At 36.6% G+C, this 22540-nt stretch carries 18 protein-coding genes; 10 read left to right on the forward strand and 8 right to left on the reverse strand.

Annotated elements, in window-relative coordinates; all coding sequences use genetic code 11:
* Window positions 1-266: 266 nt before the first annotated feature.
* Window positions 267-1430: a type IX secretion system outer membrane channel protein PorV gene (porV, locus tag BW951_RS16035; RefSeq protein WP_076394718.1), complete on the reverse strand. Its 1164-nt coding sequence runs from the start codon at window positions 1428-1430 to the stop codon at window positions 267-269.
* A gap of 60 nt (window positions 1431-1490) precedes the next feature.
* The gene (gene porU / locus BW951_RS16040; protein WP_076394720.1) at window positions 1491-5387 is read right to left on the reverse strand and encodes a type IX secretion system sortase PorU; all 3897 of its coding nucleotides are present in this window, start codon (window positions 5385-5387) and stop codon (window positions 1491-1493) included.
* Window positions 5388-5551: 164 nt separating this feature from the next.
* Here porU and gldJ point away from each other — a divergent pair, with 164 nt between their 5' ends.
* Both gldJ and BW951_RS16050 read left to right on the forward strand, forming a co-directional pair.
* On the forward strand, window positions 5552-7147 hold the full coding sequence (gene gldJ, locus BW951_RS16045; protein ID WP_076394722.1) for a gliding motility lipoprotein GldJ: 1596 nt from the start codon (window positions 5552-5554) through the stop codon (window positions 7145-7147).
* Window positions 7148-7211: 64 nt separating this feature from the next.
* A complete protein-coding gene (locus BW951_RS16050) occupies window positions 7212-8483 on the forward strand; it encodes a UDP-N-acetylmuramoyl-tripeptide--D-alanyl-D-alanine ligase (RefSeq protein ID WP_076394724.1) in 1272 nt (423 codons plus the stop codon).
* Between the two features lie 255 nt (window positions 8484-8738).
* On the opposite strand, the gene BW951_RS16055 is transcribed toward BW951_RS16050, so the two are convergent.
* Together BW951_RS16055 and BW951_RS16060 are read right to left on the reverse strand one after the other, a co-directional pair.
* Complete coding sequence (locus tag BW951_RS16055; protein WP_139326184.1) at window positions 8739-9950, reverse strand: hypothetical protein; 1212 nt, start codon at window positions 9948-9950, stop codon at window positions 8739-8741.
* Window positions 9951-10693: 743 nt separating this feature from the next.
* Window positions 10694-11302 (reverse strand): NUDIX hydrolase, encoded by a 609-nt coding sequence (locus BW951_RS16060; protein WP_076394728.1) that lies wholly within the window; start codon window positions 11300-11302, stop codon window positions 10694-10696.
* Window positions 11303-11342: 40 nt separating this feature from the next.
* On the opposite strand from BW951_RS16060, the gene BW951_RS16065 reads away from it, so the two are divergent.
* A complete protein-coding gene (locus BW951_RS16065) occupies window positions 11343-11732 on the forward strand; it encodes an orotate phosphoribosyltransferase (protein ID WP_076394730.1) in 390 nt (129 codons plus the stop codon).
* 35 nt (window positions 11733-11767) lie between these two features.
* Here the strand turns inward: BW951_RS16065 and BW951_RS16070 are convergent, their stop codons facing one another.
* Genes BW951_RS16070 through bamG form a run of 3 tightly spaced genes read right to left on the reverse strand, consistent with a single transcriptional unit; the run spans window position 11768 to window position 14694 of the window.
* Window positions 11768-12811: an anhydro-N-acetylmuramic acid kinase gene (locus BW951_RS16070; RefSeq protein ID WP_076394732.1), complete on the reverse strand. Its 1044-nt coding sequence runs from the start codon at window positions 12809-12811 to the stop codon at window positions 11768-11770.
* 4 nt (window positions 12812-12815) lie between these two features.
* The gene (gene lptC / locus BW951_RS16075) at window positions 12816-13409 is read right to left on the reverse strand and encodes an LPS export ABC transporter periplasmic protein LptC (RefSeq protein ID WP_076394734.1); all 594 of its coding nucleotides are present in this window, start codon (window positions 13407-13409) and stop codon (window positions 12816-12818) included.
* A gap of 1 nt (window position 13410) precedes the next feature.
* Complete coding sequence (gene bamG, locus BW951_RS16080; protein ID WP_076394736.1) at window positions 13411-14694, reverse strand: BamG family beta-barrel-assembly machinery protein; 1284 nt, start codon at window positions 14692-14694, stop codon at window positions 13411-13413.
* 255 nt (window positions 14695-14949) lie between these two features.
* Here bamG and BW951_RS16085 point away from each other — a divergent pair, with 255 nt between their 5' ends.
* A complete protein-coding gene (locus tag BW951_RS16085) occupies window positions 14950-16065 on the forward strand; it encodes a DNA polymerase III subunit (protein ID WP_076394738.1) in 1116 nt (371 codons plus the stop codon).
* A gap of 37 nt (window positions 16066-16102) precedes the next feature.
* On the opposite strand, the gene BW951_RS16090 is transcribed toward BW951_RS16085, so the two are convergent.
* Window positions 16103-16327 carry a hypothetical protein gene (locus BW951_RS16090; RefSeq protein WP_076394740.1) on the reverse strand — a complete coding sequence of 75 codons (225 nt, stop codon included), beginning with the start codon at window positions 16325-16327 and terminating at the stop codon, window positions 16103-16105.
* Window positions 16328-16486: 159 nt separating this feature from the next.
* Here BW951_RS16090 and BW951_RS16095 point away from each other — a divergent pair, with 159 nt between their 5' ends.
* The 6 genes from BW951_RS16095 (at window position 16487) to BW951_RS16115 (ending at window position 22292) form a co-directional block, all read left to right on the forward strand.
* Window positions 16487-17113 carry a TetR/AcrR family transcriptional regulator gene (locus BW951_RS16095; RefSeq protein WP_076394742.1) on the forward strand — a complete coding sequence of 209 codons (627 nt, stop codon included), beginning with the start codon at window positions 16487-16489 and terminating at the stop codon, window positions 17111-17113.
* On the forward strand, window positions 17097-18410 hold the full coding sequence (locus tag BW951_RS16100) for a TolC family protein (RefSeq protein WP_076394744.1): 1314 nt from the start codon (window positions 17097-17099) through the stop codon (window positions 18408-18410). Before BW951_RS16095 ends, BW951_RS16100 begins: the two co-directional genes overlap by 17 nt.
* Before the next feature lie 21 nt (window positions 18411-18431).
* On the forward strand, window positions 18432-19535 hold the full coding sequence (locus tag BW951_RS16105; RefSeq protein ID WP_076394746.1) for an HlyD family secretion protein: 1104 nt from the start codon (window positions 18432-18434) through the stop codon (window positions 19533-19535).
* 336 nt (window positions 19536-19871) lie between these two features.
* A complete protein-coding gene (locus tag BW951_RS23140; protein WP_262487841.1) occupies window positions 19872-19994 on the forward strand; it encodes a hypothetical protein in 123 nt (40 codons plus the stop codon).
* A 335-nt stretch (window positions 19995-20329) separates the two neighbouring features.
* Window positions 20330-21904, forward strand: a complete 1575-nt coding sequence (locus BW951_RS16110) for a DHA2 family efflux MFS transporter permease subunit (protein WP_076394748.1) — start codon at window positions 20330-20332, stop codon at window positions 21902-21904.
* A gap of 190 nt (window positions 21905-22094) precedes the next feature.
* Complete coding sequence (locus BW951_RS16115; protein WP_076394750.1) at window positions 22095-22292, forward strand: bacteriocin-like protein; 198 nt, start codon at window positions 22095-22097, stop codon at window positions 22290-22292.
* Window positions 22293-22540 lie beyond the last annotated feature (248 nt).

Consider the following 22540-nt stretch of genomic DNA (forward strand, 5'->3'; position numbering starts at 1 on the left):
ATTCGAGCGTCTGTCTTTATCCTGCTGCTTTTGCTCTTCTGGTTAATATTTTTAACTAAGTTATCAATCTGTTTTGTTTAATGCAAACTTACCATAGCAGCGGTTACCCCACAGCAGAAATGGGAAAGGGGAGGGATTGAAATTGGCGGGCGCAGGAGCGAGGAGTATGAGCGGATAGCACGAAAAAGCTCCTGAAAAAGAAGTAGAGTTCTAAAAACAAAAAAGTCCCATAAATTATGAGACTTTTGTATGGTATGTTTCAGATTTTAATTATCTACGTTTGAGGTTTCATCACCGATGTTCCATGTAAGTCCGAAACGAAGGGTGTTATCCAAAGCGGTATTAATTTTAGACATATTGATCAGGTAAGAAACGTCCAGACCGAAAGAACGGTATTTTAATCCGATACCCGCAGTTGCAAACTGTCTTGCTCCCTGTTCTTCACTTTCATGGAAATATCCTGTTCTTACAGAGAATGCATTGTCATAAGAATATTCTAATGCACCACTATACATGATGGAATTTTTGTTTTTGAAAGATTTTCCGATTCCCGCCATTACACCTACGTTTGGAACCTGATAGATCGGCTGTCTCGTGTTCGGATCTATTCCTGCATATTCCGAACCTGGAACTAAGATTTTTGATCCTTCCACGCTGATTCCCACTCTGTTCATATCATCAAGATACATATCGTAGCCAAGTCCCAGTCTTGCCATAGTAGGAAGATAAGATCTTGAATCTTCGTTTCCTGTATAATCCAGCTTCGGACCTAAGTTCTGAACAGCAAAACCTGCATTGATTTTTCCGTCCATTCCTCCTAAACTCGAGAATCTTGGAGATGTATAGTATCCTGAAACATCTACTGCAAAAGAGTTTGCCGGTTTAAGCGTTGTATCTGTGTTGAATCCTCCGGCTAAGTCTGAACGGATGTATCTTCCGGTAACCGCCATTGAATATGAATCGGATAGTTTAAGACCATAAGCTACGTCGATGGAAAATTCGTTTGGTTTTGAGGTTCCCATTGAAGTTACTTCGTTTCCTACTAACTGAGTAAGGTCTACTTCTCCCATATTGAAGTAATAAATACTTGCAGAAATGGTAGATCTTTCTTCCTGCCCTAAGAATTTGTGGAAGGCTCCGTATAATAAAAACACATCATTGGTAAGTTTTCCCATGTAAGGCGTGTAGTTTAGCCCGACGGAAGAACTCGATCTGCTGAAAGGATATTTCGCTGCATTCCAGAATTGTGAAAAAGCATCCGGAGAGGTTACCACACCCTGATCTCCCATACCTCCAGCTCTTGCATCTGGTGCGATTCTTAAGAAAGGAGCTCCGGTTAATACAGGTCTTACTAGACTTAAATCTTGAGAATAGCCTAAAAAACCAGCACTTAACCCAATTCCTAAAAGCAGTTTAGTAGTTAAATTCATATGTTGTCTTTTATATATTATCAGTTTTTTGTTAATATTATTACTGTTATCGTTTTAAATTTATTTCAAAAGTACCATTTTTTCTACAGCTGTAGCACTTCCTTTGCATTTTTCTTGATTTTGACTTTTTGCAAATATCTTAAAAATATACGTACCTTTTGCTACTGTTGCCCCAAAATCGTCTCTTCCGTCCCATTCTATTGCCTGACGTGGCGTTCTAAAGCCCTGTAGGAAGGGTTCTGCAACCACAGGCTGTGATAAAGTTCTTACCAATTTTCCTGTAATTGTATAAATCTGAACGTTTACATCCAGAATATCGTCGCAATTATGCTCAAACTGAACATACGTTTTGTTCGTAAACGGATTCGGCCAGTTCAGAGGTCGGTTGATTACCAAATGCTGATCTACTTCATCCTTAACTTCAAAATTTAACGTAGCAGTTGTAGAATTATTGTTTATGTCCCAAACTTTAAATGTTAACTGATGTTGTCCCACTGCAAGATTTCTGAAAGGATACGTTACATTTCCTTTCTGATAATCTGCCAAACTCGGGCTTAAACATCCGTTTCCTTCACCTGAAGCATAAAAATCATTCAGTACAATTGTATTGATAATTTGTCCGTCCAAATATACTGTAATATCATGACCAATACCAGAACCTGTAGAATTAATTCCTGTATCGTCTGTAACACACGCCAGTAACATCGGATTCTGGTCTGTGATACCGCCGTCTGCGAAGTTGGTATTGTTCATATACAATTTTACTTTTGGCGGTTCGTTGTCATTAATTCCGTTCGGATTGATATCTCCCACCTGAACCGGCTGGTTGTTGAATACATCAGAAGATTTATTATCTGCGTATCCTAAAATTCTGCCTGTTCCCACTGCGTAATTGATATCTTTCGGAACATAAAATTCTACAGTGAAAACTCCGTTTACAGCGGTTCCGGAAGCTTTTACGATCGCACTTCCTTCCTCGGTGTACTGAAGAACCGGCGTTAATCCTCCGTCGTTATTCAAAGTGGTTTTGTTTAATCTTTTATCAAAAATATTAATGACCACTCTTCCGTTAAACGTTGTATTTACCGTTCCGTTCGGATTATTGATGTGTCCTTTTACTTTCACAAAATCAAGACCTCTGATCAATCCTGGAACCGGAGTTTCAATATTGTCAATGACTAGTAATCTTTTCGGTCTGGTCAGTTTCATCGCAGGATCTCCTAGTAAATTAACCTTTAAATGTTCTGAAGAAGCTCCTCTCTGTTTTTTTGCATTCAAATGGGCATATCCTAAAGTATCGAAATCATCGTTGGTAAGTTTAAAGATATTTTGCGTGAAAAGGTTGGTGAAATCTACCCCATAACCTACGTCGATTGCACGGCTTGAAGTAATCATTGTTGCAGGACCTCCCTGCTTAAGCTTCATAAACTGTTCTCCTGCGGAAGAAACGTCAGGATCATCCCAAAGTGTGAACTCGCAGGTAATTGTCGATACAAACGGAAATCTGCTATACACATTAGAGAAATTATTCGCATTCTGAATTTCAGATAATGTTAAAACTCTTTCCTGCGCCCATCCGTTGATTCCTCCGTGTCCGAAATAGAAAAGATAAAGGCTGTTTCCGATATCATTGGAGATCGCCTGGTTTACCTGAGGATATCTTTGTCCTCCCGCTGTACTTTGCGCCTGAAAAGCATCAAGGTAAAGTTTTCTTACGTTATACTCTTTTAAAGTCGTATTGTTTTGTTCAAAAACCGTTGCCAGAGAATTGTTCATTACGGTATGAAAAGGGGGACCTCCGTCATTATCATCATCCACAACAAAATCCAGCTTCATTTTCCATTCCCCGAAAGGTGTAGACTGACCGGATAAACTGTTATAATAAGCTAGAGTCTTATCAATCATATTGGAAGCTTCCGTCGCATTGGCAGCCGGAATTCTGCCCACAGGAAGATCCGGAAGATTAAAATCGATGTAGCTTACAGTCTGTGGTTTCGTCATCACAATATAATCATCAGTAACGAATGATCTTATCACATCCTGAGAAATTTCACTCTGATAGCTGGATACAACATTCGTATTATTCTGAACCCTGTTTTTGTAATCAAATGAGGTATCTCCCAAAATAAATACATATTTCAATGTTCCAAGTGGAGTATTCAGCTTCGTTACAAAATCTCTGATCGCCGTAAGATCTCTACTGCCGCTTCCGAATTCATTATAGATTTTTTCCGTATCTACCACCTGTACATTATAATTGTTTTTGGTCTGGTGATAGTTGGCAATTCTTTGTGCCTGTCCCAACATTTCAGGAGTCGTGATAATTAAATAATCTACATTCTGTAACGCTGAAATGTTCTGATTGTTGATTCTTCCAACAAATGAAGGACTGAATGCCGCATCCGCTCTGAAAGCTACAAATTCATTATTGAAGTTCAGATTAGATGCTGTGTAGGCAAAATTAAATGATGCACTTCCTGCGGCTTTATTTACTCTTCTGTTGGCATTGGTAATATCTGTAACGTCCCAGATCTGCTCTGCCGCAGAAGCGTTGGAAAGACTGAAACCATAAGTGGTATTGCTTCCGGTAACCAGAGAAAAATCACGGAAACTCATCTGAGTACCGTTGAAGCTTAAATTATCTTTATACTGTACCTCAAAATAATCCGGGTAGAAAGTTCCGTTCGGATTCAGGGTAATATCAGGTTTCATGTTAATGGTAATCTGAGTTCCGCTTAAACCGGATACAACACCCGAATAATTCATAGGATAAAATTCATACGTTGAACTCAGATCCGGAGTAGGAACCGTAAAAGGAATCGGATTTTGATTATTGATATTATAAAGCAATTTGTTTTTTTGAGACTTATAGCCAATTACCTGTGCTTTATACCGAACCTCATCGCCTGTCTGAAGGGGAGAAGCAGTCGTAAAGGTAATCGTTTTGTCTGTTACAAAAGGAGCATCTTCCACCCATGTTCTTCCCACTCTCATCAGGTTTTTCTGGTCTACATTAATTACCTGATAATTATCAAATCTTGTGATAAGCGGAGTAGCAGGTAAATTAACATCTACCGGCTGAACTCTTTTTCCGGGACCTTTATCGAAATTGATGAAGTAATACGAATAATCTTCATAAATATTTTTCAGGTTTTCACTCGGATATGTTCTGGATTCTGTTCTTTTAATTCCGTTTCCGTTCGAGTTATTATATAAATTGTATCCGTTCGGACCCTGTGCATAGAACAAAGCATAGTCATTATCATTCCATACACCGTCGTCTTCTCCCACTACCTGAATAGCATTTTCCTGAAGCGCACTGTATCTTGCGTCCTGATTGTTTTCCGGAAGCATGATTCCGCCGTTTCCGTAAATTCTGAAGTTTTTAGGATTTACAGAAGAAGGATTGATGCCGTTATCCTGCAAAAACTGTCTGGTTATTTTAAATATTCCGGATTTATCAACTCTTATTTTGTAAAAAGTTCCTGATGATAAAGGATTGTTTGTAGTCCCCAGTTTTAAAGTATTTCCAAAACTGTTGGAAACATTAGTTTCTGATAGTTCAAAAGACGATAGCCTCTGGATCTGTCCCTTTACATTTTTGAAAAGAGATACATTTGCGCTTGCATATCTTGCTCCGTCGGCATTATAATAAACCACATCTTTGATCTCCTGATCCGTAATAAGATCCTTACTTAATGAAAATAATTCCTTTGCAGAAACATTTTCCCAGACAGGATTAGAAACTTTTAACTGGTTTTCGCCAACTTGTTGTTTAGTTGTTATAAAAATGTTATTTTGGCTGAATGAAAATCCCTGATTTTTAAAATTTGGGAGATTGAGTTTTGTCTCACCAAAGTCTCGAATTTTAGCACCATCCCATTCGATAGTGATTCTTTGAGCCCAAAGTGTTGATACAAAGCTTAATAAAAATAAAAGAGAAATTTTTTGTTTCATGTTTACTATTGAAATTTCTGAATTACAAAATAAATGAAAATTTTATAATTAAATTGTGATACAATAAAATTAATTTGTTAACGTTTTTCAAAAAAATCAACTCTTTACTTGATTTATTGAATAATTTATTTTTTCTTTGTACTTTGAAAATATTTATATCGACTATGAAAAAACTAAAGTTGTTTTCATTAATAGCATTAAGTTCTACACTTGCATTAACCAGTTGCGGAGGATCTAATAATGGCGGCGGTACTAAAAAATTTGTCAGCAAAACAGGTTGGAAACCAAACGAGAAACAAGGTTGGTTTTTTGCAGGAAAGCAACAAAAACAAAAAGGTTGGCCGGGAATGGTATATGTAGAAGGTGGAACTTTTACAATGGGATTAGTGAAAGATGATGTTATGCACGATTGGAATAACTCGCCTCGCAGAATGCAGGTAAGTTCATTCTTCATCGGGGAAACTGAAATTACTAACTACGAATACCGCGAATACCTTACATGGTTGAAGTATGTATTCCCACCAAGCGATCCAAGCTTTAAGGAAATCTACAACGGTGCGTTGCCGGATACCTTATTGTGGGACAACAAATTATCTAGAAATGACTACAACGAGACGTATTTCCGTGCTCCTGAATTCGATTACTATCCTGTAGTAGGAGTATCGTGGACTCAGGCAAACAGATACTGCGAATGGTTGTCAGACAGAGCGAACGAGAAAGCTTTAATGCAAGCTGGTATCATTGCAAAAGATTTGTACATTAACGAATCTAATAACCAGGGTGGAACCGCATTCAACATGGATAAATTCAAATCGAATGATCCTGAAATGCAAGGTTACATCAATGAAAAAAGAATGCAGCAGAAAACAGGTCTGAAAACGACTAACCAAAGATTATTGGCTGCAAACAGAGCTCCGAACGCTGCAATGGTAACAAAATTCAGACTTCCTACAGAAGTTGAGTGGGAATACGCAGCTTTAGGTATGGCTAAAAACAGAGAGTACAATCAGTATATGGGCAAAAAGCCTGAAATTGAAAAACTGAGAGGTACTAAAGGAAGAGAAAAAGGAATGTTCCTTGAAAACTTCAAAATGGGAACAGGAGATTACTCTGGTATCGCAGGTTGGAAAAATGACGGTTCTGCAAGAACTTCAGATGTAAGACAATTCCCTTCTAACGATTTAGGAATCTACGGAATGTACGGAAACGTTGCAGAATGGACTGCGGATGTTTACAGACCTATCATCGATGAAGATTTCAGTGACTTCAACTATTACAGAGGAAGCATGCCGCAGGCTATCGTAAGAAACGGTGACGGAACTTACAAAATGGTAGACGAAAGCAGCATTAAATACGATACTTTAGCTGACGGAAGATTGGTATACAGAAACCTACCGGGTCAGTATGAAAGACAAACAATTGCTGATTACAGAAACTACAGAGATGGTGACAGAATGTCTTCTTTAGACTACAGAACTGCATCAGATTCTGCTACCTCATACGACATGTACAATTCTCCGAAATCGAGATTTATTGTAGATGCTCAGGGTAGAGTAGTACTGCAAAAAGACAGAAAAGAAAGAACTTCTGCTATTACTAACGATGTAAGAGTGGTAAAAGGAGGTTCTTGGCAGGATACAGCATACTGGTTGGATCCGGGACAAAGAAGATACAAGTCTCAGGATAAAGCTTACGGATGGATTGGATTCCGTGTAGCTCAGGATGCGAGAGCCAACGAAAAAGGTAGAACAAGAAGATAATATTTATCAAAATAATTTTCAAAAAACCTTCCGGAATTCTGGAAGGTTTTTTTATTTTTGAACTATGAATATAGAACAGTTTTATCCTTTATTTTTACAATCCGAAAAAGCTACCATCGACAGCCGAAAAGTCGGAAAGAATGATATGTTCTTTGCTTTTTCAGGAGAAAATTTCAATGCAGCAACGTTGGCTGAACAGGCAGTTGAAAATGGCGCTTTAGCCGTGATTGTTGAACAGCAGGAATTTGAAAATAAAGAAAAAAATATTTTCTTCGTCAATTCTACACTGGAGTTTTTGCAGCAACTTGCCATTTATCACAGAAAACAATTGCAGATTCCTGTGATCGGTTTAACCGGAAGCAACGGGAAAACCACTACAAAAGAAATCATTCATGCTGTTCTTTCCGAAAAATTTAATGTACAGTATACTTCCGGAAATCTTAATAATCACATCGGAGTTCCTTTAACTCTTCTTTCCATTAAGCCGGAACACGAAATGGCAGTCATTGAAATGGGAGCCAATCACCAGAAGGAAATTGCTCTTTTAAGCTCCATTTCCCAGCCGGATTTCGGATATATTACCAATTTCGGAAAGGCACATCTGGAAGGTTTCGGAGGATACGAAGGAGTAATTAAAGGAAAATCTGAGCTGTACGATTATCTTAAAGATCATAAAAAGACGATCATTGTTAACGAAAATGATCCGATTCAGGTGGAAAAAACTGAAAATTATGTACCAAAAATTACTTTCGGAAGAGAAAATTCAGATTATCAGTTTGAATTATTTTCAGAACAAAACTTTGTAGGTCTCAAATATAAAGATCAGAAAGCAGTTTCAAAGCTTACCGGAGAATATAATTTCACCAACCTTTGCGCGGCGGCGAGTTTAGGTCTTCACTTCGGAATTGATTTTGAGAACATTAAAAATGCCATCGAAAATTATACGCCCACCAATATGCGTTCCCAGATTGTGAAGAAGGAAGGGAAAACATTAGTTTTGGATACCTATAATGCCAATCCGAGTTCAATGACTGCTTCTTTGCACAATTTCATCACCTTTGAAGGTTCAAAAACGATTATTATAGGCGATATGTTGGAATTGGGAGAAGAAAGTACGGTAGAGCATCAAAATATTTTAAAAATAGCGCATGATTTGGGTTTCAACGAAATCATTACCGTTGGAAAGCATTTTAAAGCAGTAAATAATTCTTCAAAATCTTTTGAAAACACAGCAGAGTTAGTAGAATATCTCGGTTTAAACAAAATAAAATCTGAAAACATCTTATTAAAAGCCTCAAGAGGAATTTCACTGGAGAAAGCGATTGATTTTATTTAGTATTTACTCCCTATAATATCATTTTAAAAATATTTAGTACGAATTATTTCTACCTTAATTTAATCTGGTACAGGAGAAATTTTAATTCACGTTTATTTATCATTTTTAACTTATTTCTTTTATAAATGGTATCTTCGGCTGGCTGAATCTGATAGCAATATTAACAAAGTTTAATCTAACGATCATTCTGAGCCAGCCGAAGAATAGAAATAGCTTATCTATCTATAATACGATCGATATTCACTGAAAAACCTGCTAATTGAGTTTTTCTATGTTTAGAGCTGTGCAACTGGGTATCGTTTGCATATTCGTTGCATCAACTCTCTGCATTCTGATTCTCAAAGCGCTTCCTGCAGCTAATTGTATAATAAAGTTTCTGCCGGAACAATTATTAGATCCATTGTAAGCATGAATAATGATATTTGAATTGACGATTTCTGTTCCGCCATTTTCCAGCCAAAATCTGCTGGAGAATTCATTACTTCCTGCGGGTATAGTAGTTCCTACAGAATAATTAACCCGATAAACACCTGCTTCCGATACCGTAACTGTATTAGAAGCTAACGTAAATATCCCGCCAATATTTGTTCTCCCGGTTCCTAAAGATAAAGTTGAAGTAACATTGGTAATAGTTTGTGAAGCGGCTGTATCATAAGCATCAAAAACCTTTAGTTCTTTGTAAGCTCCGCCATCGGCTCCTACAGAAATTACATTATTGGAATTTGCACTCACCACATTTGCCGTAGCGGTAGTTGCATCTTCTTTTATATAAGTGATGACACCCGTTGTCGCATTTTGATTAAGATTTGTTATCGTTTCTTTTATATCTGTAACCACATTGTTCTCATTGGTATAAGTTGCGATCGTTTTTCCGGCAGTTTGTGTATTCGTGATGGTAGTTATGTTTTGTAACGAACTTAAATTTTGTGTTGTAGTAACTCCATTTACATTTGATGTTAAGACAGAACCTGATAAACTTAATGTATTTGAATTAACAACAGGAGCGGTTGAAATTACTCCGTTTACATTTGAGGTAACAGTATTTCCGCTGGTGGAAATGCTATTGGTGGTACTTGCAGGAGCAATGGCTTGAGGAATCCAGGTTGTACCATTCCATGTTAATACTTGTCCGATGGTTGCTCCCTGCTGGGAAATTCTCAATTCGTTTCCGGTACTTCCGTTACCGGATAAAGTGTTATTTGTTAGTATTTTAGCATTTCCTGCAGAAGCCTGTGCAACAACAGCATTTGCCGATACATATTTTACTACACCATCTGTATCAAAAACCATAATGGAATCTTTTGCAGATTGAGAGGAACCAGTCTGGGTGATTTTTCTAACGCGTAACGTACCATTAATATCTAAAGTGTGTGTGGGTGAAGGTGTATTTATACCCATATTTCCACTCTGAGCATTAAAAAATAATACTGTAAACAATAGTACAACAAAGGAATACGTTTTTTTCATAATTATTTTTTTTCGAGTTAACATTATCCTGATACTAATTTTTCTTCGATGAAAAGATCAGTACTCCTGAGAAACAATAAATAAAAAATGAATTTTTCATATCTGATGATTATTTAGATATTAACTAATAATCAACAGGTATGCTTTGTTGTTTAAAGTGTTGATTTTAAATTATTTACGTATTATGTCTTGTTTTAAAAATTCCAAAATATAGAATTTTTTACATTTTTTGGATTTTTTTGCTATTAATGAAAAATAGTAAGATAGAAGTAATTTCGAAGTAAAAACAACACAATAATATTCAATAAGAATGGGCTTTATTCCATTTTAACAATTAAGAAAGCAATTGGCTTTAGCCAAAACTCATATTAAATTTCGGTTAAACTCAATTTTGATTTGAAATATTACCATTGAACTGAAACCTAACGCAATCAATGAAATGTAATGGTTTGATTATAAGTTAATTTTATTAAATAAGACCCAAGTTAAAACAAGAACTTTTGAGGTACTATTTGAAAATTACAGAAAAATGAATAGAAATTCTTGTTTTCAGACAAATCTACTGATGTAGAAAAGAATATATAAAAACTACTTTAAAATTAAATAAAAGATAAAAGGGAAGAGGTAATGATTAAAAATCTTCGAATGATGCTGGAAACTGGCTTGAAAAAATACCTGAAAGCATTCTAACGTTAATAACCCACTAAAAATTAATGGGTCTCAAAATATTGAAAAAAAATGGTTTATGCCTTTTTCTCCCAGAACTCGTTAATAATTAACTTAATATTTTTAAATGTACTCGGGGAAACTTCGCTTTCAATTTGTGCAGTATTTTTCCATGCAACTTCCGTAATTCCCTCTTCAATCTGAGGTTTTGAAGTATCTTCTCCGTTGAAATTCATTTCAAACCAATGTGTACATTTCAAAACTTTATCACCGTTTCTTTCGACATAAATATGATAGGTCGTGTTGATAAACTGTACCAGTTCCACATGGGCAAGTCCGGTTTCCTCTTCAATTTCGCGTACTGCAGACTCTTCACGCGATTCTCCTTTTTCCATTTTGCCTTTCGGAAGATCCCATTTTCCCAGTCTTTTAATGAAAAGAATTTCACCTTCAGGATTATTTACAATTCCTCCCGCTGCTTCGATAATTCTGAAAAGCTTTTGAAATTCTGCCCATATTTCATCGATATTCTCGCCGAAAACATTCAATTCTTTCACCGATGTATTTTCCAGAAGATCCAACGCGATTTCCAGGCTTGTGACGTTTTCGTATCCAAGCGTTTTTTCTAAGTTTTCAGATTGCTTAGACAACAATAATTTTTTTTCGTTCACAAAAACTTTATACATATATTTGTAAGAATTAAGAATTTAAATACAAAAATAAAAAATGAATTTAGAAGGACGAAAGATTATTGTTAATAAATCATCTAAAGACTTGGTAGAAATCCTGAAATCGCCAGAAAATTACAAAGATTTCATGCCGGATGGTCTTCAGAAATTTGAAACGAGAGAAGATGGATTTAAATTCGGATTGCAGGGAATGCCGGAAATTGCTCTGAAAATTGATGAAGTAACAGATGAGAAAGCAGTGTTGAAGTCTGCAAGTTCAAGCTTAGATTTTTCTTTAACAGCGGCTTTGAGTCCTCTTAACGAAAACCAGACCGAAGTTCAGATGCTGTTTGAAGGAAAATTCAACCCGTTTATCAAAATGATGGTGGAAAAACCTCTTCAGAATTTCATTAATACACTTACCGATAAAATCGAAGTTTACAAATAAACGAAAACCTTCAGCAATGAAGGTTTTTTTATGCTTTAAACAATGATTCCCGAACTGTGGTCACGGGAACTTCCCGTCGCAGAAGAAAGAACATTTACTTCATTGTTGTACCTTAAAACTCCCATGAATGCAAATATTAAAGCCTCTTTGAAATCAATAATCTCTTTTTCAGGAATAATAATTTCAGCATTGGTTTTGGCTTTTAACTTTTCAGTTAAATATTGATTATAAGTTCCGCCACCTGTAAAAAGGACTCGTTTGAGTTGGTAATTATTGAAAACTTTTGAAATCTGTTCTGCAGCGTGCTCTGTAAACGTTGCCATTACATCTGCATTCTCAATATTTTCAAAAAGCGGAAAGATATTTTTGTTACACCATTCAATTCCCAATGATTTTGGATGAGACTGGCTGTAAAAATCCAGCGAATTTAATTTAGACAGTAAGTCTTCATTAATTTTTCCTGTTCTCGCTAAATCACCGTTTTCATCGAAAATTTTATTGTATTTCTGAGCTAATTTATTCAGAATAATATTGACCGGAGCAATATCGAAGGCAATTCTTCTGTCAGGAATTCTCATGGAAATATTAGAAAAACCACCCAGATTAAGACAGGCATCGTATTCCGAAAACAATAATTCGTCGCCAATCGGGACAAGCGGAGCGCCGTTTCCGCCCATCAAAACATCCTGACTTCTGAAATCGTAAATTACAGGAACATTATTTTCTAAATTGATTGCTCTTCCGTCGCCGATCTGTAAAGTAAATTTTTTCTGAGGCTGATGAAAAACCGTGTGACCGTGAGAAGCAATCAGATCAACCGTTTTTATCTGATGCTTTTCGATAAAGTTTTTAACAGATTTTCCTAAATAAAAACCATATTCCGAATTCAGTTCCAGCAGTTCTTCCGCAGAAAGATGGATCGAGTTTCTAAGCTTCTCTTCCCAGCTTTTAGAGTAGGGAAGGGTTTCTGCTTTCAGTGTTTGGAATGTCCATTGATCCTGTTTTTCAAATCTGGCAAAACAGATATCCAGTCCGTCTAAACTTGTTCCGGACATCAATCCGACCGCATGAAAAACCATTTGATTATTTTTTGTTTTGAGATATTTCAGGCGCCGCAAAATCTCCTGAATTCTGGAAGAAAACATATTCGGAAAAATCATCTTTTGCACGCATTCCGTGTGCGCCGATCAGCGTACTTCCGTCTTTTCGCGTTACATATACCGTGTCTTTGGTGTAGATGTTTTTCTTTACCTGATCCCAGTAAATACTCTGCATGGCAAATTTATCGCCTTCATTGGTGGTAATTCTTACGTTTCCTTTCGCTTCGTAAAACTTTTTGTAATCGTAGAATTTAGCATATTTTGCTTTAATTGTTCCGGGAATTTTAGGCTTTTTCTTGTCAAAAAACTGAATGTCAATTCCCTTTCTTGCAACCGTATAAGGACTGTCGATCAGCTCATATTTTTCAATGATCGGAGCTTTTGCCCTCATTGTCACAAACCCGGAATCTCTCTGGATGATGTTTGCATTATTAATAATCTGTGAAGGAAAATTTTTGCTTTGTTTGCCTTTATTTTTCGTAAGATCCTCTTCACAGGAAGTTATTACAAAAAATATAGCACAACTAAAAAGGTATGCTATATTTTTTTTATATGATATGTTTCTAAAAAACTTCATTTTAGTTGTATAGAGTCTTTCTGAACCACTTATCCGCAAAATTGAAACCAACTCTCAGGTTCACAAAATTCTGGTTAATCAGATTATTTTTGGTAGTTCCTCTTTTTCCTACTTCAAGACCTAGTTCAAGACCGCTCATTCTCGTTATACTGCTGTTTTTGAACGGTAGAAGAACTCCTGCAGAAACTCCGACCTTATTGATGTTCTGTCCTGCGATCTGAAGACTTCCTTTCTCATAAAACGCTCCGTATCTGTAAACGATTCTTGAAAAATAACTTCTGAAATTGTTATAATTCGGCAAATACCAACCTCCGGCAGAAATTCTGTAAGAATCCTGAAGATCAAGCGTGTTTCCGAAATAATTAATGTTTTCCCCCTTTTTATAATCTCCCTGAAGAGAAAGGAACCATTTGTTTTCTTCTCCATAACCTACCCCTAAAGAAGCCTGTAAAGGTAAAAGGTTTTTAGATTTTGTATTTTTCTGGTCGATAATGCTTTCGTTACTTTTTACAGTGGCACCGGCATCAGAATAAAAATACGTACTGTTCACATAATCGGTCGTCATATTACTCGTATTTCCGAAAGTAGTAGTAGCTCCGATCGTAAGTTTTCTGTCTGTACTTGTATTCAGTTTCTGGTAACTTGCTCCTAAAGTAAAGTTGAAATTGTGGATGCTGTTTCTCGTTTCGTATCCGTTAATTAACTCCGCGTTGGAATAAGCCAGTTCATTCAGGTCATAAAGATTCCCGAAATAATAATTCGCTCTTGCTCCCACAGCAAGTTTATCGTTCACTTTATATCCTAAAGCCATCTGTACCGTATTCAGTGTACCGCTTCCTTTAAATCTGTTGGCTCTGATATTACCTGCGGAAAGTGTATCTCTGTGGATAATTTCATAGCTTTTTGAGCTGTACGGCTGATAAGAAATCCCCATCTTCAGCTTTGGAGACAGAGGAAAAGCAATTGAAATATTGGATAAATACGTAGAGTGCTTCGTAGACTTCGTATTATTATAGTTTGTTTTAAAGTAATTGTTTTCGTTGGTAGCTTCCAGCTTAATACTTGTAAGCTCGAAATTAGCATTGTTTGCAGGGTTTGCAAAATTGAAATTACTTGTAAAATCACTTATAAAAGCGGTAGATATACCTCCCATTGAGGTAGTTTCGATCGTATTATCATATTTTACATCTCCGATTCCGTAAGTTGCATATGGTGAATTACTCAGGTTCTGCGCGTTAAGGAAATATCCAACTGATATCAATGATAGTACAAAGATTTTTTTCATTCTTTATTTTTAAAACAATGCGCAAATATCTTAAATATTAATGAATTGTAAAAATTATAAGAGGTTAAAGTTTGTTAAGGGGGATGAATAGCTATAATTATGATGAATTCTTAATTGTAAATTCGCTTTGGCTGTGAATTTTTATACATTATCTATATACTGCATGATAAAATTCACAATTCATTTGCAACGCTAAATTTACCTGCAAAGTGAAATTTCACACTCTGCGAATTACAAATTTCTTATCTTTGAATCATGAATTGGGAGAACATTGCCGGACAGGAAAGTCTGAAAAAACTTCTTAGAGACAGTATTGCCAAAAACAGGGTAAGCCATGCCCAGCTTTTCGTCGGCAAAGAAGGGTACGGAACATTGCCGATGGCTTTGGCATATGCCAAAGAAATGCTTAGTAGCGAAAATCCGCACGCCGGAGCCAAAGTAGAGCATCTCAATCATCTCGATCTGCATTTCAGTTTTCCGGTTTTTACTGATAATAAAAACTCATTAAGCAAAAATAAATTTGATGAATTCAGGGACATGATTCTCAAATCTCCGTATGCAGGATATGATGAATGGACGGCTGTTTTAGAATCCGAAAACAAGCAGCTTTTTATTTCGGCAGATGAAATTGATGAACAGAACCAGAAATTTTCACTGAAAAGTTTTGAAGGCGGAACAAAAATTTTAATCGTCTGGAGAGCCGATAAAATGAACGTCGCTGCATCCAACAAATTCCTGAAATTTTTAGAAGAACCTCCTGCGAAAACAATCATTCTGCTTACTGCAGAATCTACCAACGAAATTTTACCTACCATACTTTCGCGAACACAGATTGTAGAAGTGCCAAGAATAAACGATGAAGATCTGGAAATTTATCTGAAAAAAAACTATAATCTTTCAGAAGACAAGACGGGGGAAATCATCCATCAGGCTCAGGGAGACCTTAATGAAGCCTTGAAACTTTTACAGTCCGGAAATAAAACCGATGAGTTCGAAAAACTCTTTGTACAGTGGGTTCGTGATGCATTTATGGTGAAAAAGAAACCTGAATTTCTGCGAAGCATCATTCTTTGGGCAAGAGAAATTGCAGGCTGGAACCGTGAAAAGCAGAAAAACTTTTTAAATTACTGTTCCGAGATTTTCAGACTCGCTTTGCTGCAGAACTATCAGTCGGAGAATTTAGTCTATAAAAAGATTGATGCCAATGGTTTCAACTGGATGGGATTCTCAAAATTCATCAGCGGAGCCAATATTGAAAGCATTCTGGAAGAAATCAATACCGCCGATCTGCACTTAACCCGAAACGGAAATCCCAAAATTGTCTGGACGGATCTCGGGATAAAATTATCAAGATACATTCATAAAAGCTAAATAAAAAACTCCGAAATGAATTCGGAGTTTTTTATTGTTAAGCTGTTTTCTTTACTTTGGCAGCTTTTTTATCGGTAGTTTTAGAACTGTTTTCTGCTGTTTTGTGTTTAGCATCACAGTTTTTATGATCTCCACAGGCTTTTTTATCTTTTGTGGAACATTCTTTCTTGTCTTTTCCTGCGCAGCATGCACCTTTCGGGGTTTCCTGTGCAAAGTTGAAAGTGAATAAAGTGATGGCTAAAACAGAAATTATTTTTTTCATGATCTAAATTTTTAATTGAATCCAAATATAACAATTTTTCCATTCGGAGAACTTTAAGATTAAAAAAAAATTAAATTTCAATAAAAAATCAATCAATCGTTTGATTTATGAAAAATTGATTGTAGATTTGCACCTCGAAAAACAGATACAGAGTAAAAGATGATTTCAAAAGAAGAGAATATATTATTTGCCGCAGAAAAGCTTTTCGCCGAGAAAGGCTTTGAGGGAACTTCCACAAGAGAAATTGCCAAAGCTGCAAATGTGAATATTTCTATGATCTCTTATTATTTCGGTTCTAAAGAAAAACTGTACGAGAAACTGGTAGAATACAGAATGAGCGAAGGACAGTTTTTTTCCAAAGATATTATCGAAAGAACCGATATCAACGAATGGGAAAAAGTTGAAAAAATCGTAGATCAGTTTGCAGGAAAAGTAAGACACAACAAATGTTTCTACAGAATTATGCAGAGAGAGCAGCTTCATGCAGAAAACCCGCAGATCGTAGAATTTCTCAAAGAAACTAAAATGGGATTCATTTCCATGTATTCAAAAATTCTGGAAAGCGGTCTTCAGAAAGGAATTTTTACAAAAAATCCTCCCATCTATCTCCTTCATTCCACGGTGAGCGGAACTTTATTTTACGCTTCCAACGCAAAAGAAATGTATAAAGAATTTCTTAACGACACCAATGAAGAGGAAGTTTTTGATGAAAAATATTACACAGAACTTAATAAACATATTAAATATCTACTAAAAGACCTTCTAGGTTATGAAGAAAATAAATAATTCAGTCCTTGCGCTCGCTCTATTTGTAGGGATTGCAAACGCAAATGCTCAGGAGAAAAAGACCCTCACTCTTGATGATGCCGTGCAGTTGGGAATCCAGAACAGCAAAAATCTTAAAATTGATGCTGCAAAAATAGAAGAAGCTACAGCCAATCTTTTGGAAGCCAAAAACAGACAGCTTCCGGAGCTGAAAATTTCAGGAAGCTATATGTATCTTCCTTTAAAACCGAATATTGATATTAAACTTCCCGGAGTTTCAGGAGCAGGAGGTCCGGAAGTTCATCAGGTTGCCTACGGATCAGCGAATGTCAGCGTTCCGATTTACAGCGGAGGAAGAATAAAATACGGAATCGAATCTGCAAAATATTTAGTGGAAGCATCTAAATTAACCACTGAAAACGACAAAGTAGCCATTGCTTATAACGTGGCACAGGCTTACAATAATTTATTTAAAGCCAACCAGTCCATCAAAGTTTTAGAAGAAAACCTTACCGCTTCCCAAAAAAGAGACGAAACGTTCCTTAAACTTGAAAACAACGGAGTAATTGCGAGAAATGACCGTTTAAAAGCAAGTTTGCAGACTTCAAACATCGAACTTCAGTTGCTGGAAGCAAAAAACAACTACAATATTGCCAATATCAATATGGATTTATTGCTTGGACTTCCGGAAACCACAGAAATCGAAGTAGATCAAAACTACATTGAAGAAGGAAATGAAGTAAAACCGCTTGATTTCTATTTAAATGAAGCCAGAGAAAACCGAAAAGATCTTCAGGCTTTGGACAAACAGAGACAGGCTGCAGCTTTGGGAACAAAATCCGCGAAAGCAGAAAATCTTCCTTCTATTGCTTTTACAGGAGGTTATGTGGCGGCAGATATTCCGAAGTTTTTAACGATTTATAATGCGGTAAATGTAGGCGTAGGAATTTCTTACAACTTATCGAATCTGTGGAAAGAAAACTCTTCACTGAAGCAGTCTCAGGCAAGAGAAATGCAGTTGGCAGCAACCAACGAGTTGTTAAACGACAACATCAAGTTGGATGTAAACAGAGAATATCAGAACACAGATTATTCTAAAAAGAGAATTGCCGTTTTCGAAAAATCTGCAGAACAGGCTAACGAAAATTACAGAATTACAAAAAATAAATATGATAACGGTTTGGCTACGATGACGGAACTTCTGGATGCAGATGCTGCACAGATTTCAGCGAACGTAGGAGTGATTAATGCGAAAGCAGATGCTGCTTTAGCCTACAGAAAACTATTACAGACCACCGGAACTTTAACAAACAAATAAAATTAAGAACTTATACCCACAATGGAAAATAATACTACACAAACGGCTGAACCTAAAAAGAAAAAAAGTTTAGTTTTCCCTATCATATTAGCAGTAGTTTTAATCGGCGGAGGAATCTACGGTTACAGAACCTATTCTTACGGGCAGGTTCATGAAGAAACAGACGATGCACAGATCGCGTCCAATATGGCTCCCGTAATTTCTAAAATTTCAGGATATGTAACGGAAGTAAAAGTAAAAGACAACCAGTTTGTGAAAAAAGGAGATACGCTGGTTATTCTGGACAGCAGAGATCAGAAAATGGCTTTACAGCAGGCAGAAGCAGCTTTGGCAACAGCGAAAAGCAGCATCTCTAATGCACAGGCTTCCACAACGGCAACTTCAAAAAATATAAATTCTTCTGAAGCCGCTGTTACTACAGCGAATGCACAGATTGAAGCCGCAAAAGTAAACGTTTGGAAAACTTCTCAGGATTTAAAAAGATATGCCAATCTTGTGAAAGACCACTCTATTACAGAACAGCAGTATGAGCAGGCTTTGGCAGCAAAACAGTCTGCAGATAAACAGCTTCAGGTTTTAATCGATCAGAGAAACCAGATTGCACAGCAAACCAATATCGCTTCTTCTCAGACCGCAGCAAGTTCTCAGCAGATTGGAGTGGCAAATTCCGTTGCAAAACAGAGAGAAGTGGATGTAGAAAATGCGAGACTGAATTTATCTTACACGGTAATTGTAGCGCCGGAAGACGGATATGTAGGAAAAGTGCCGATTCAGGCAGGACAGTATTTACAGGCAGGTTCACAATTGTTTTCTTTGGTTAAAAATGACCAGAAATGGGTAATTGCCAACTTCAAAGAAACCCAGATTGATAAAATGGTGGAAGGACAAAAAGTGAAAATCGAGATTGATGCTTTCCCGGACAGAGAATTTGACGGTGTGGTAAGTTCTTTCTCTCCAGCAACCGGAGCTACCTTCTCTATACTTCCTCCGGATAATGCAAGTGGTAACTTCGTAAAAGTAGTACAGAGACTTCCTGTAAAAATCGATTTTGTAAATCTGGATAAAAATGTATCCAAAAGATTAAGAACAGGAATGAATGTAAAAGCAGAAGTTTCTTTAAAATAAAAATATAAAATAAGTGAATTGTCAGCAATGCAGAAGCAGATCGGTTATGAGATGTGATGAAGTAGTAGAATTGACAATGAAAGATTGATAACTGCAATTCACTTTTTTCAAAAATATATATGATTATCTGTAATTTGTCATAATTGAAAAATCTTTGAGTTCTTTGCTGAGTGAAACGACTTTGCGAACTTAAAAACAGTTAGTATGTAAAAGAATCTTAGTGATCTTTGCGTTAAAAAGCAGTATAATTAATAACGGATTATCAAAAAAATATATAAGTGAATTGTCAATTTTTGAAGGAGAAGTCATTTTTTAATGAAATGAATTTGAAGATTGATGATGAAGCTGATGCCGGATAATGAAGAGAGATCAATGATAGATGTGGAAATGATGAAGTTGATCCATGAAGAAGGTTCCGGTGTAATGCAGAAAGATCATGAAGAGGAAACAGGAAAATGAAGACGATAAATGAAGCGGTTGCCGGATATGAAGAAGAAAATTCATGTTGAAATGATGAAGCTGAACGATGCAGCAGAATTCCGGTTTAATGAAGACAGATCATGAAGAGGAAAATGCAGAGGTAAAAATAAGACCATGCAGAGGATGATTATTGACAATTCACTTTTTTAAAATTGAGAAATTTAGAGATTTGGAAATACTTTGATGAAATTTTAATCAGCTAAATTTTTCTGAAACCTCATCTCATGGATGAGAGAACAAAGTTGGTTCGTAAAAACTTGTTCATATTTCCGAATCTCAAATCTCTTGATTTTTAATACAACACTAAAAAAACTATGCAAGATTCATTAGTAGAATACGGAGCCCGAAGAGTAATCATTACGATTACGGCAATTCTTTGTGCTTTGCTTGAAATAGTGGATTCCACGATTGTAAACGTTGCCCTGAATGAAATGAAGGGAAATCTTGGAGCCACCCTTTCCGAAGTAGGATGGGTAATCACCGCGTATGCGATCGGAAACGTAATTATTGTTCCGATGACGAGCTGGCTTTCGCAGCAGTTCGGGAGAAGAAACTATTTTGCGGCTTCCATTATTATATTTACCGTTTTCTCCTTTTTATGCGGAAATGCAACCAACATCTGGGAGCTTGTATTTTTCCGTCTCATGCAGGGAATCGGTGGGGGAGCGCTTCTGGTAACTTCACAAACCATCATCACGGAATCTTATCCGGTGGAAAAAAGAAGTATGGCACAGGCAATTTACGGACTTGGTGTAATTATCGGTCCTACATTGGGTCCGCCGTTGGGAGGATATATTGTGGATAATTTTAGCTGGCCTTACATTTTCTATATCAATATTCCGATCGGGATTGCGGCAACCTTAATGACGCTTCAGTTTGTAAGAAGTCCGAAATATGCCGAAAAACGAAAGATTTCCGATGTAGACTGGATTGGAATTGCATTATTGGCAATTACCGTAGGTTCCTTACAGTTTATTCTGGAAAGAGGTCATGAAGAAGATTGGTTTGCCAGCGGAATGATTGTTTTCTTTACCGTAGCTGCCGTTTTAGGATTTATCCTTTTCCTATGGAGAGAACTTACCTTTAAATATCCGATTGTAGAACTCCGTGTTCTGAAAAACGGAAACTTAAGAATCGGAACCGTGATGTCCTTCGTTTTAGGATTTGGTTTGTACGGCTCAACGTTTATCGTTCCTTTGTATACCCAGAGTATCCTGGGATGGACGGCGCTTCAGTCGGGTGCTTTAATGATTCCGGCAGCTTTAACGACGGCTTTCATGATGCCGATTATCGGAAGACTGCTTTCAAAAGGAGCTAAACAGCAGATTTTGGTTTCGTTGGGATTATTTATCTTCTTTATCTACAGTTTCTGGGGATATAAAATATTAACTCCGGATACAGGAAAAGATGCCTTCTTCTGGATGCTGATTGTAAGAGGAGCCGGATTGGGTTTACTGTTTATCCCGATCACCTCACTTTCATTAAGTACATTGAAAGGACAGGAAATCGGGCAGGGAGCTGCATTTACAGGGATGATGAGACAGCTTGGAGGTTCCTTCGGAATTGCGGCGATCACAACATTCATTGCCAATGCGAGTCAGAAATACAGGGTGAATCTTATTTCGCACCTCGACCAGACCGATTTTGCGGTACAGCAAAGGTTACAGGCTCTGAAAGGCAGTTTTATCGCAAAAGGAATGACTCCCGATGCCGCAATGAACGCCGCCTACAAAATGCTCGATCTTTCGGTAACGAAACAGGCAACTGTACTTTCTTACATGGATGTTTTTCTTTATCTTGGGGTAATCTTCCTTGTCTGTATTCCGTTCATCTTATTTATTAAAGAACGAAAAAGCAAAGAAAAGATTGATCTGAGTGGAGTACATTAATTAAAATGCCCGAAATTTTCTAATTGAATATAATAAAACCGCAGAGATTTTCTGCGGTTTTTTTTGATGGATCAATTTGATACTTACCATATTCATGGTATTTTTTATTGCATACAGAATCTATAATTTGGCTTTAAATTCAAACGGAATCCGAAAAGTTTAGAGTAGGAAAAATTAAAATTCTATTATTATGAAAAATTTAAGAAAAATTTCAAGAGAAAGCTTAAAATCCATTACAGGAGGAATAAATTCACAATCTCCAGGTGACTGGATGTGCGGACCTGGTAGAAAATATGCAAAATGTACTGATCCTGATACAGGTGCAACCTATTGGCAATGTACTTTGAATGGAGATCCAAGAATGTGTATGAGAATTATACCTGTTTAAATAGCAACTCTTTTTTGAAAACAATTGAATGGGCAATACTAATTGCCCTTATCTTGTATAAAAAAATCTTCTCATAAATCTGATTTTACATCCTCATAATCTGATTTAAATTTTTCTTAAGTTCAAAAAAAAGTTGCTGACAAACTGTTTTTGTAGTTCTGCTTTAAACTTTCTTGTATTATAAATTAAAATTAACCCCATTAAATCCTTTGCCCTTTCTAGCTAAACTGGTTAGTAATGCATCAGCA

This window comes from Chryseobacterium gambrini (genome assembly GCF_900156825.1).
Lineage (GTDB): Bacteria > Bacteroidota > Bacteroidia > Flavobacteriales > Weeksellaceae > Chryseobacterium > Chryseobacterium gambrini.

What these genes read in the sequence shown, in the direction of transcription:
- BW951_RS16050 (WP_076394724.1), top strand. Translation starts at nt 7,212, where the DNA reads ATGAATATAGAACAGTTTTATCCTTTATTTTTACAATCCGAAAAAGCT.
- BW951_RS16055 (WP_139326184.1), bottom strand. Translation starts at nt 9,950, where the DNA reads ATGAAAAAAACGTATTCCTTTGTTGTACTATTGTTTACAGTATTATTT.
- BW951_RS23140 (WP_262487841.1), top strand. Translation starts at nt 19,872, where the DNA reads ATGATGAAGCTGATGCCGGATAATGAAGAGAGATCAATGATAGATGTG.
- gldJ (WP_076394722.1), top strand. Translation starts at nt 5,552, where the DNA reads ATGAAAAAACTAAAGTTGTTTTCATTAATAGCATTAAGTTCTACACTT.
- lptC (WP_076394734.1), bottom strand. Translation starts at nt 13,409, where the DNA reads ATGAAGTTTTTTAGAAACATATCATATAAAAAAAATATAGCATACCTT.
- BW951_RS16070 (WP_076394732.1), bottom strand. Translation starts at nt 12,811, where the DNA reads ATGGTTTTTCATGCGGTCGGATTGATGTCCGGAACAAGTTTAGACGGA.
- porU (WP_076394720.1), bottom strand. Translation starts at nt 5,387, where the DNA reads ATGAAACAAAAAATTTCTCTTTTATTTTTATTAAGCTTTGTATCAACA.
- porV (WP_076394718.1), bottom strand. Translation starts at nt 1,430, where the DNA reads ATGAATTTAACTACTAAACTGCTTTTAGGAATTGGGTTAAGTGCTGGT.
- BW951_RS16105 (WP_076394746.1), top strand. Translation starts at nt 18,432, where the DNA reads ATGGAAAATAATACTACACAAACGGCTGAACCTAAAAAGAAAAAAAGT.
- BW951_RS16085 (WP_076394738.1), top strand. Translation starts at nt 14,950, where the DNA reads ATGAATTGGGAGAACATTGCCGGACAGGAAAGTCTGAAAAAACTTCTT.
- bamG (WP_076394736.1), bottom strand. Translation starts at nt 14,694, where the DNA reads ATGAAAAAAATCTTTGTACTATCATTGATATCAGTTGGATATTTCCTT.
- BW951_RS16095 (WP_076394742.1), top strand. Translation starts at nt 16,487, where the DNA reads ATGATTTCAAAAGAAGAGAATATATTATTTGCCGCAGAAAAGCTTTTC.
- BW951_RS16090 (WP_076394740.1), bottom strand. Translation starts at nt 16,327, where the DNA reads ATGAAAAAAATAATTTCTGTTTTAGCCATCACTTTATTCACTTTCAAC.
- BW951_RS16110 (WP_076394748.1), top strand. Translation starts at nt 20,330, where the DNA reads ATGCAAGATTCATTAGTAGAATACGGAGCCCGAAGAGTAATCATTACG.
- BW951_RS16115 (WP_076394750.1), top strand. Translation starts at nt 22,095, where the DNA reads ATGAAAAATTTAAGAAAAATTTCAAGAGAAAGCTTAAAATCCATTACA.
- BW951_RS16060 (WP_076394728.1), bottom strand. Translation starts at nt 11,302, where the DNA reads ATGTATAAAGTTTTTGTGAACGAAAAAAAATTATTGTTGTCTAAGCAA.
- BW951_RS16100 (WP_076394744.1), top strand. Translation starts at nt 17,097, where the DNA reads ATGAAGAAAATAAATAATTCAGTCCTTGCGCTCGCTCTATTTGTAGGG.
- BW951_RS16065 (WP_076394730.1), top strand. Translation starts at nt 11,343, where the DNA reads ATGAATTTAGAAGGACGAAAGATTATTGTTAATAAATCATCTAAAGAC.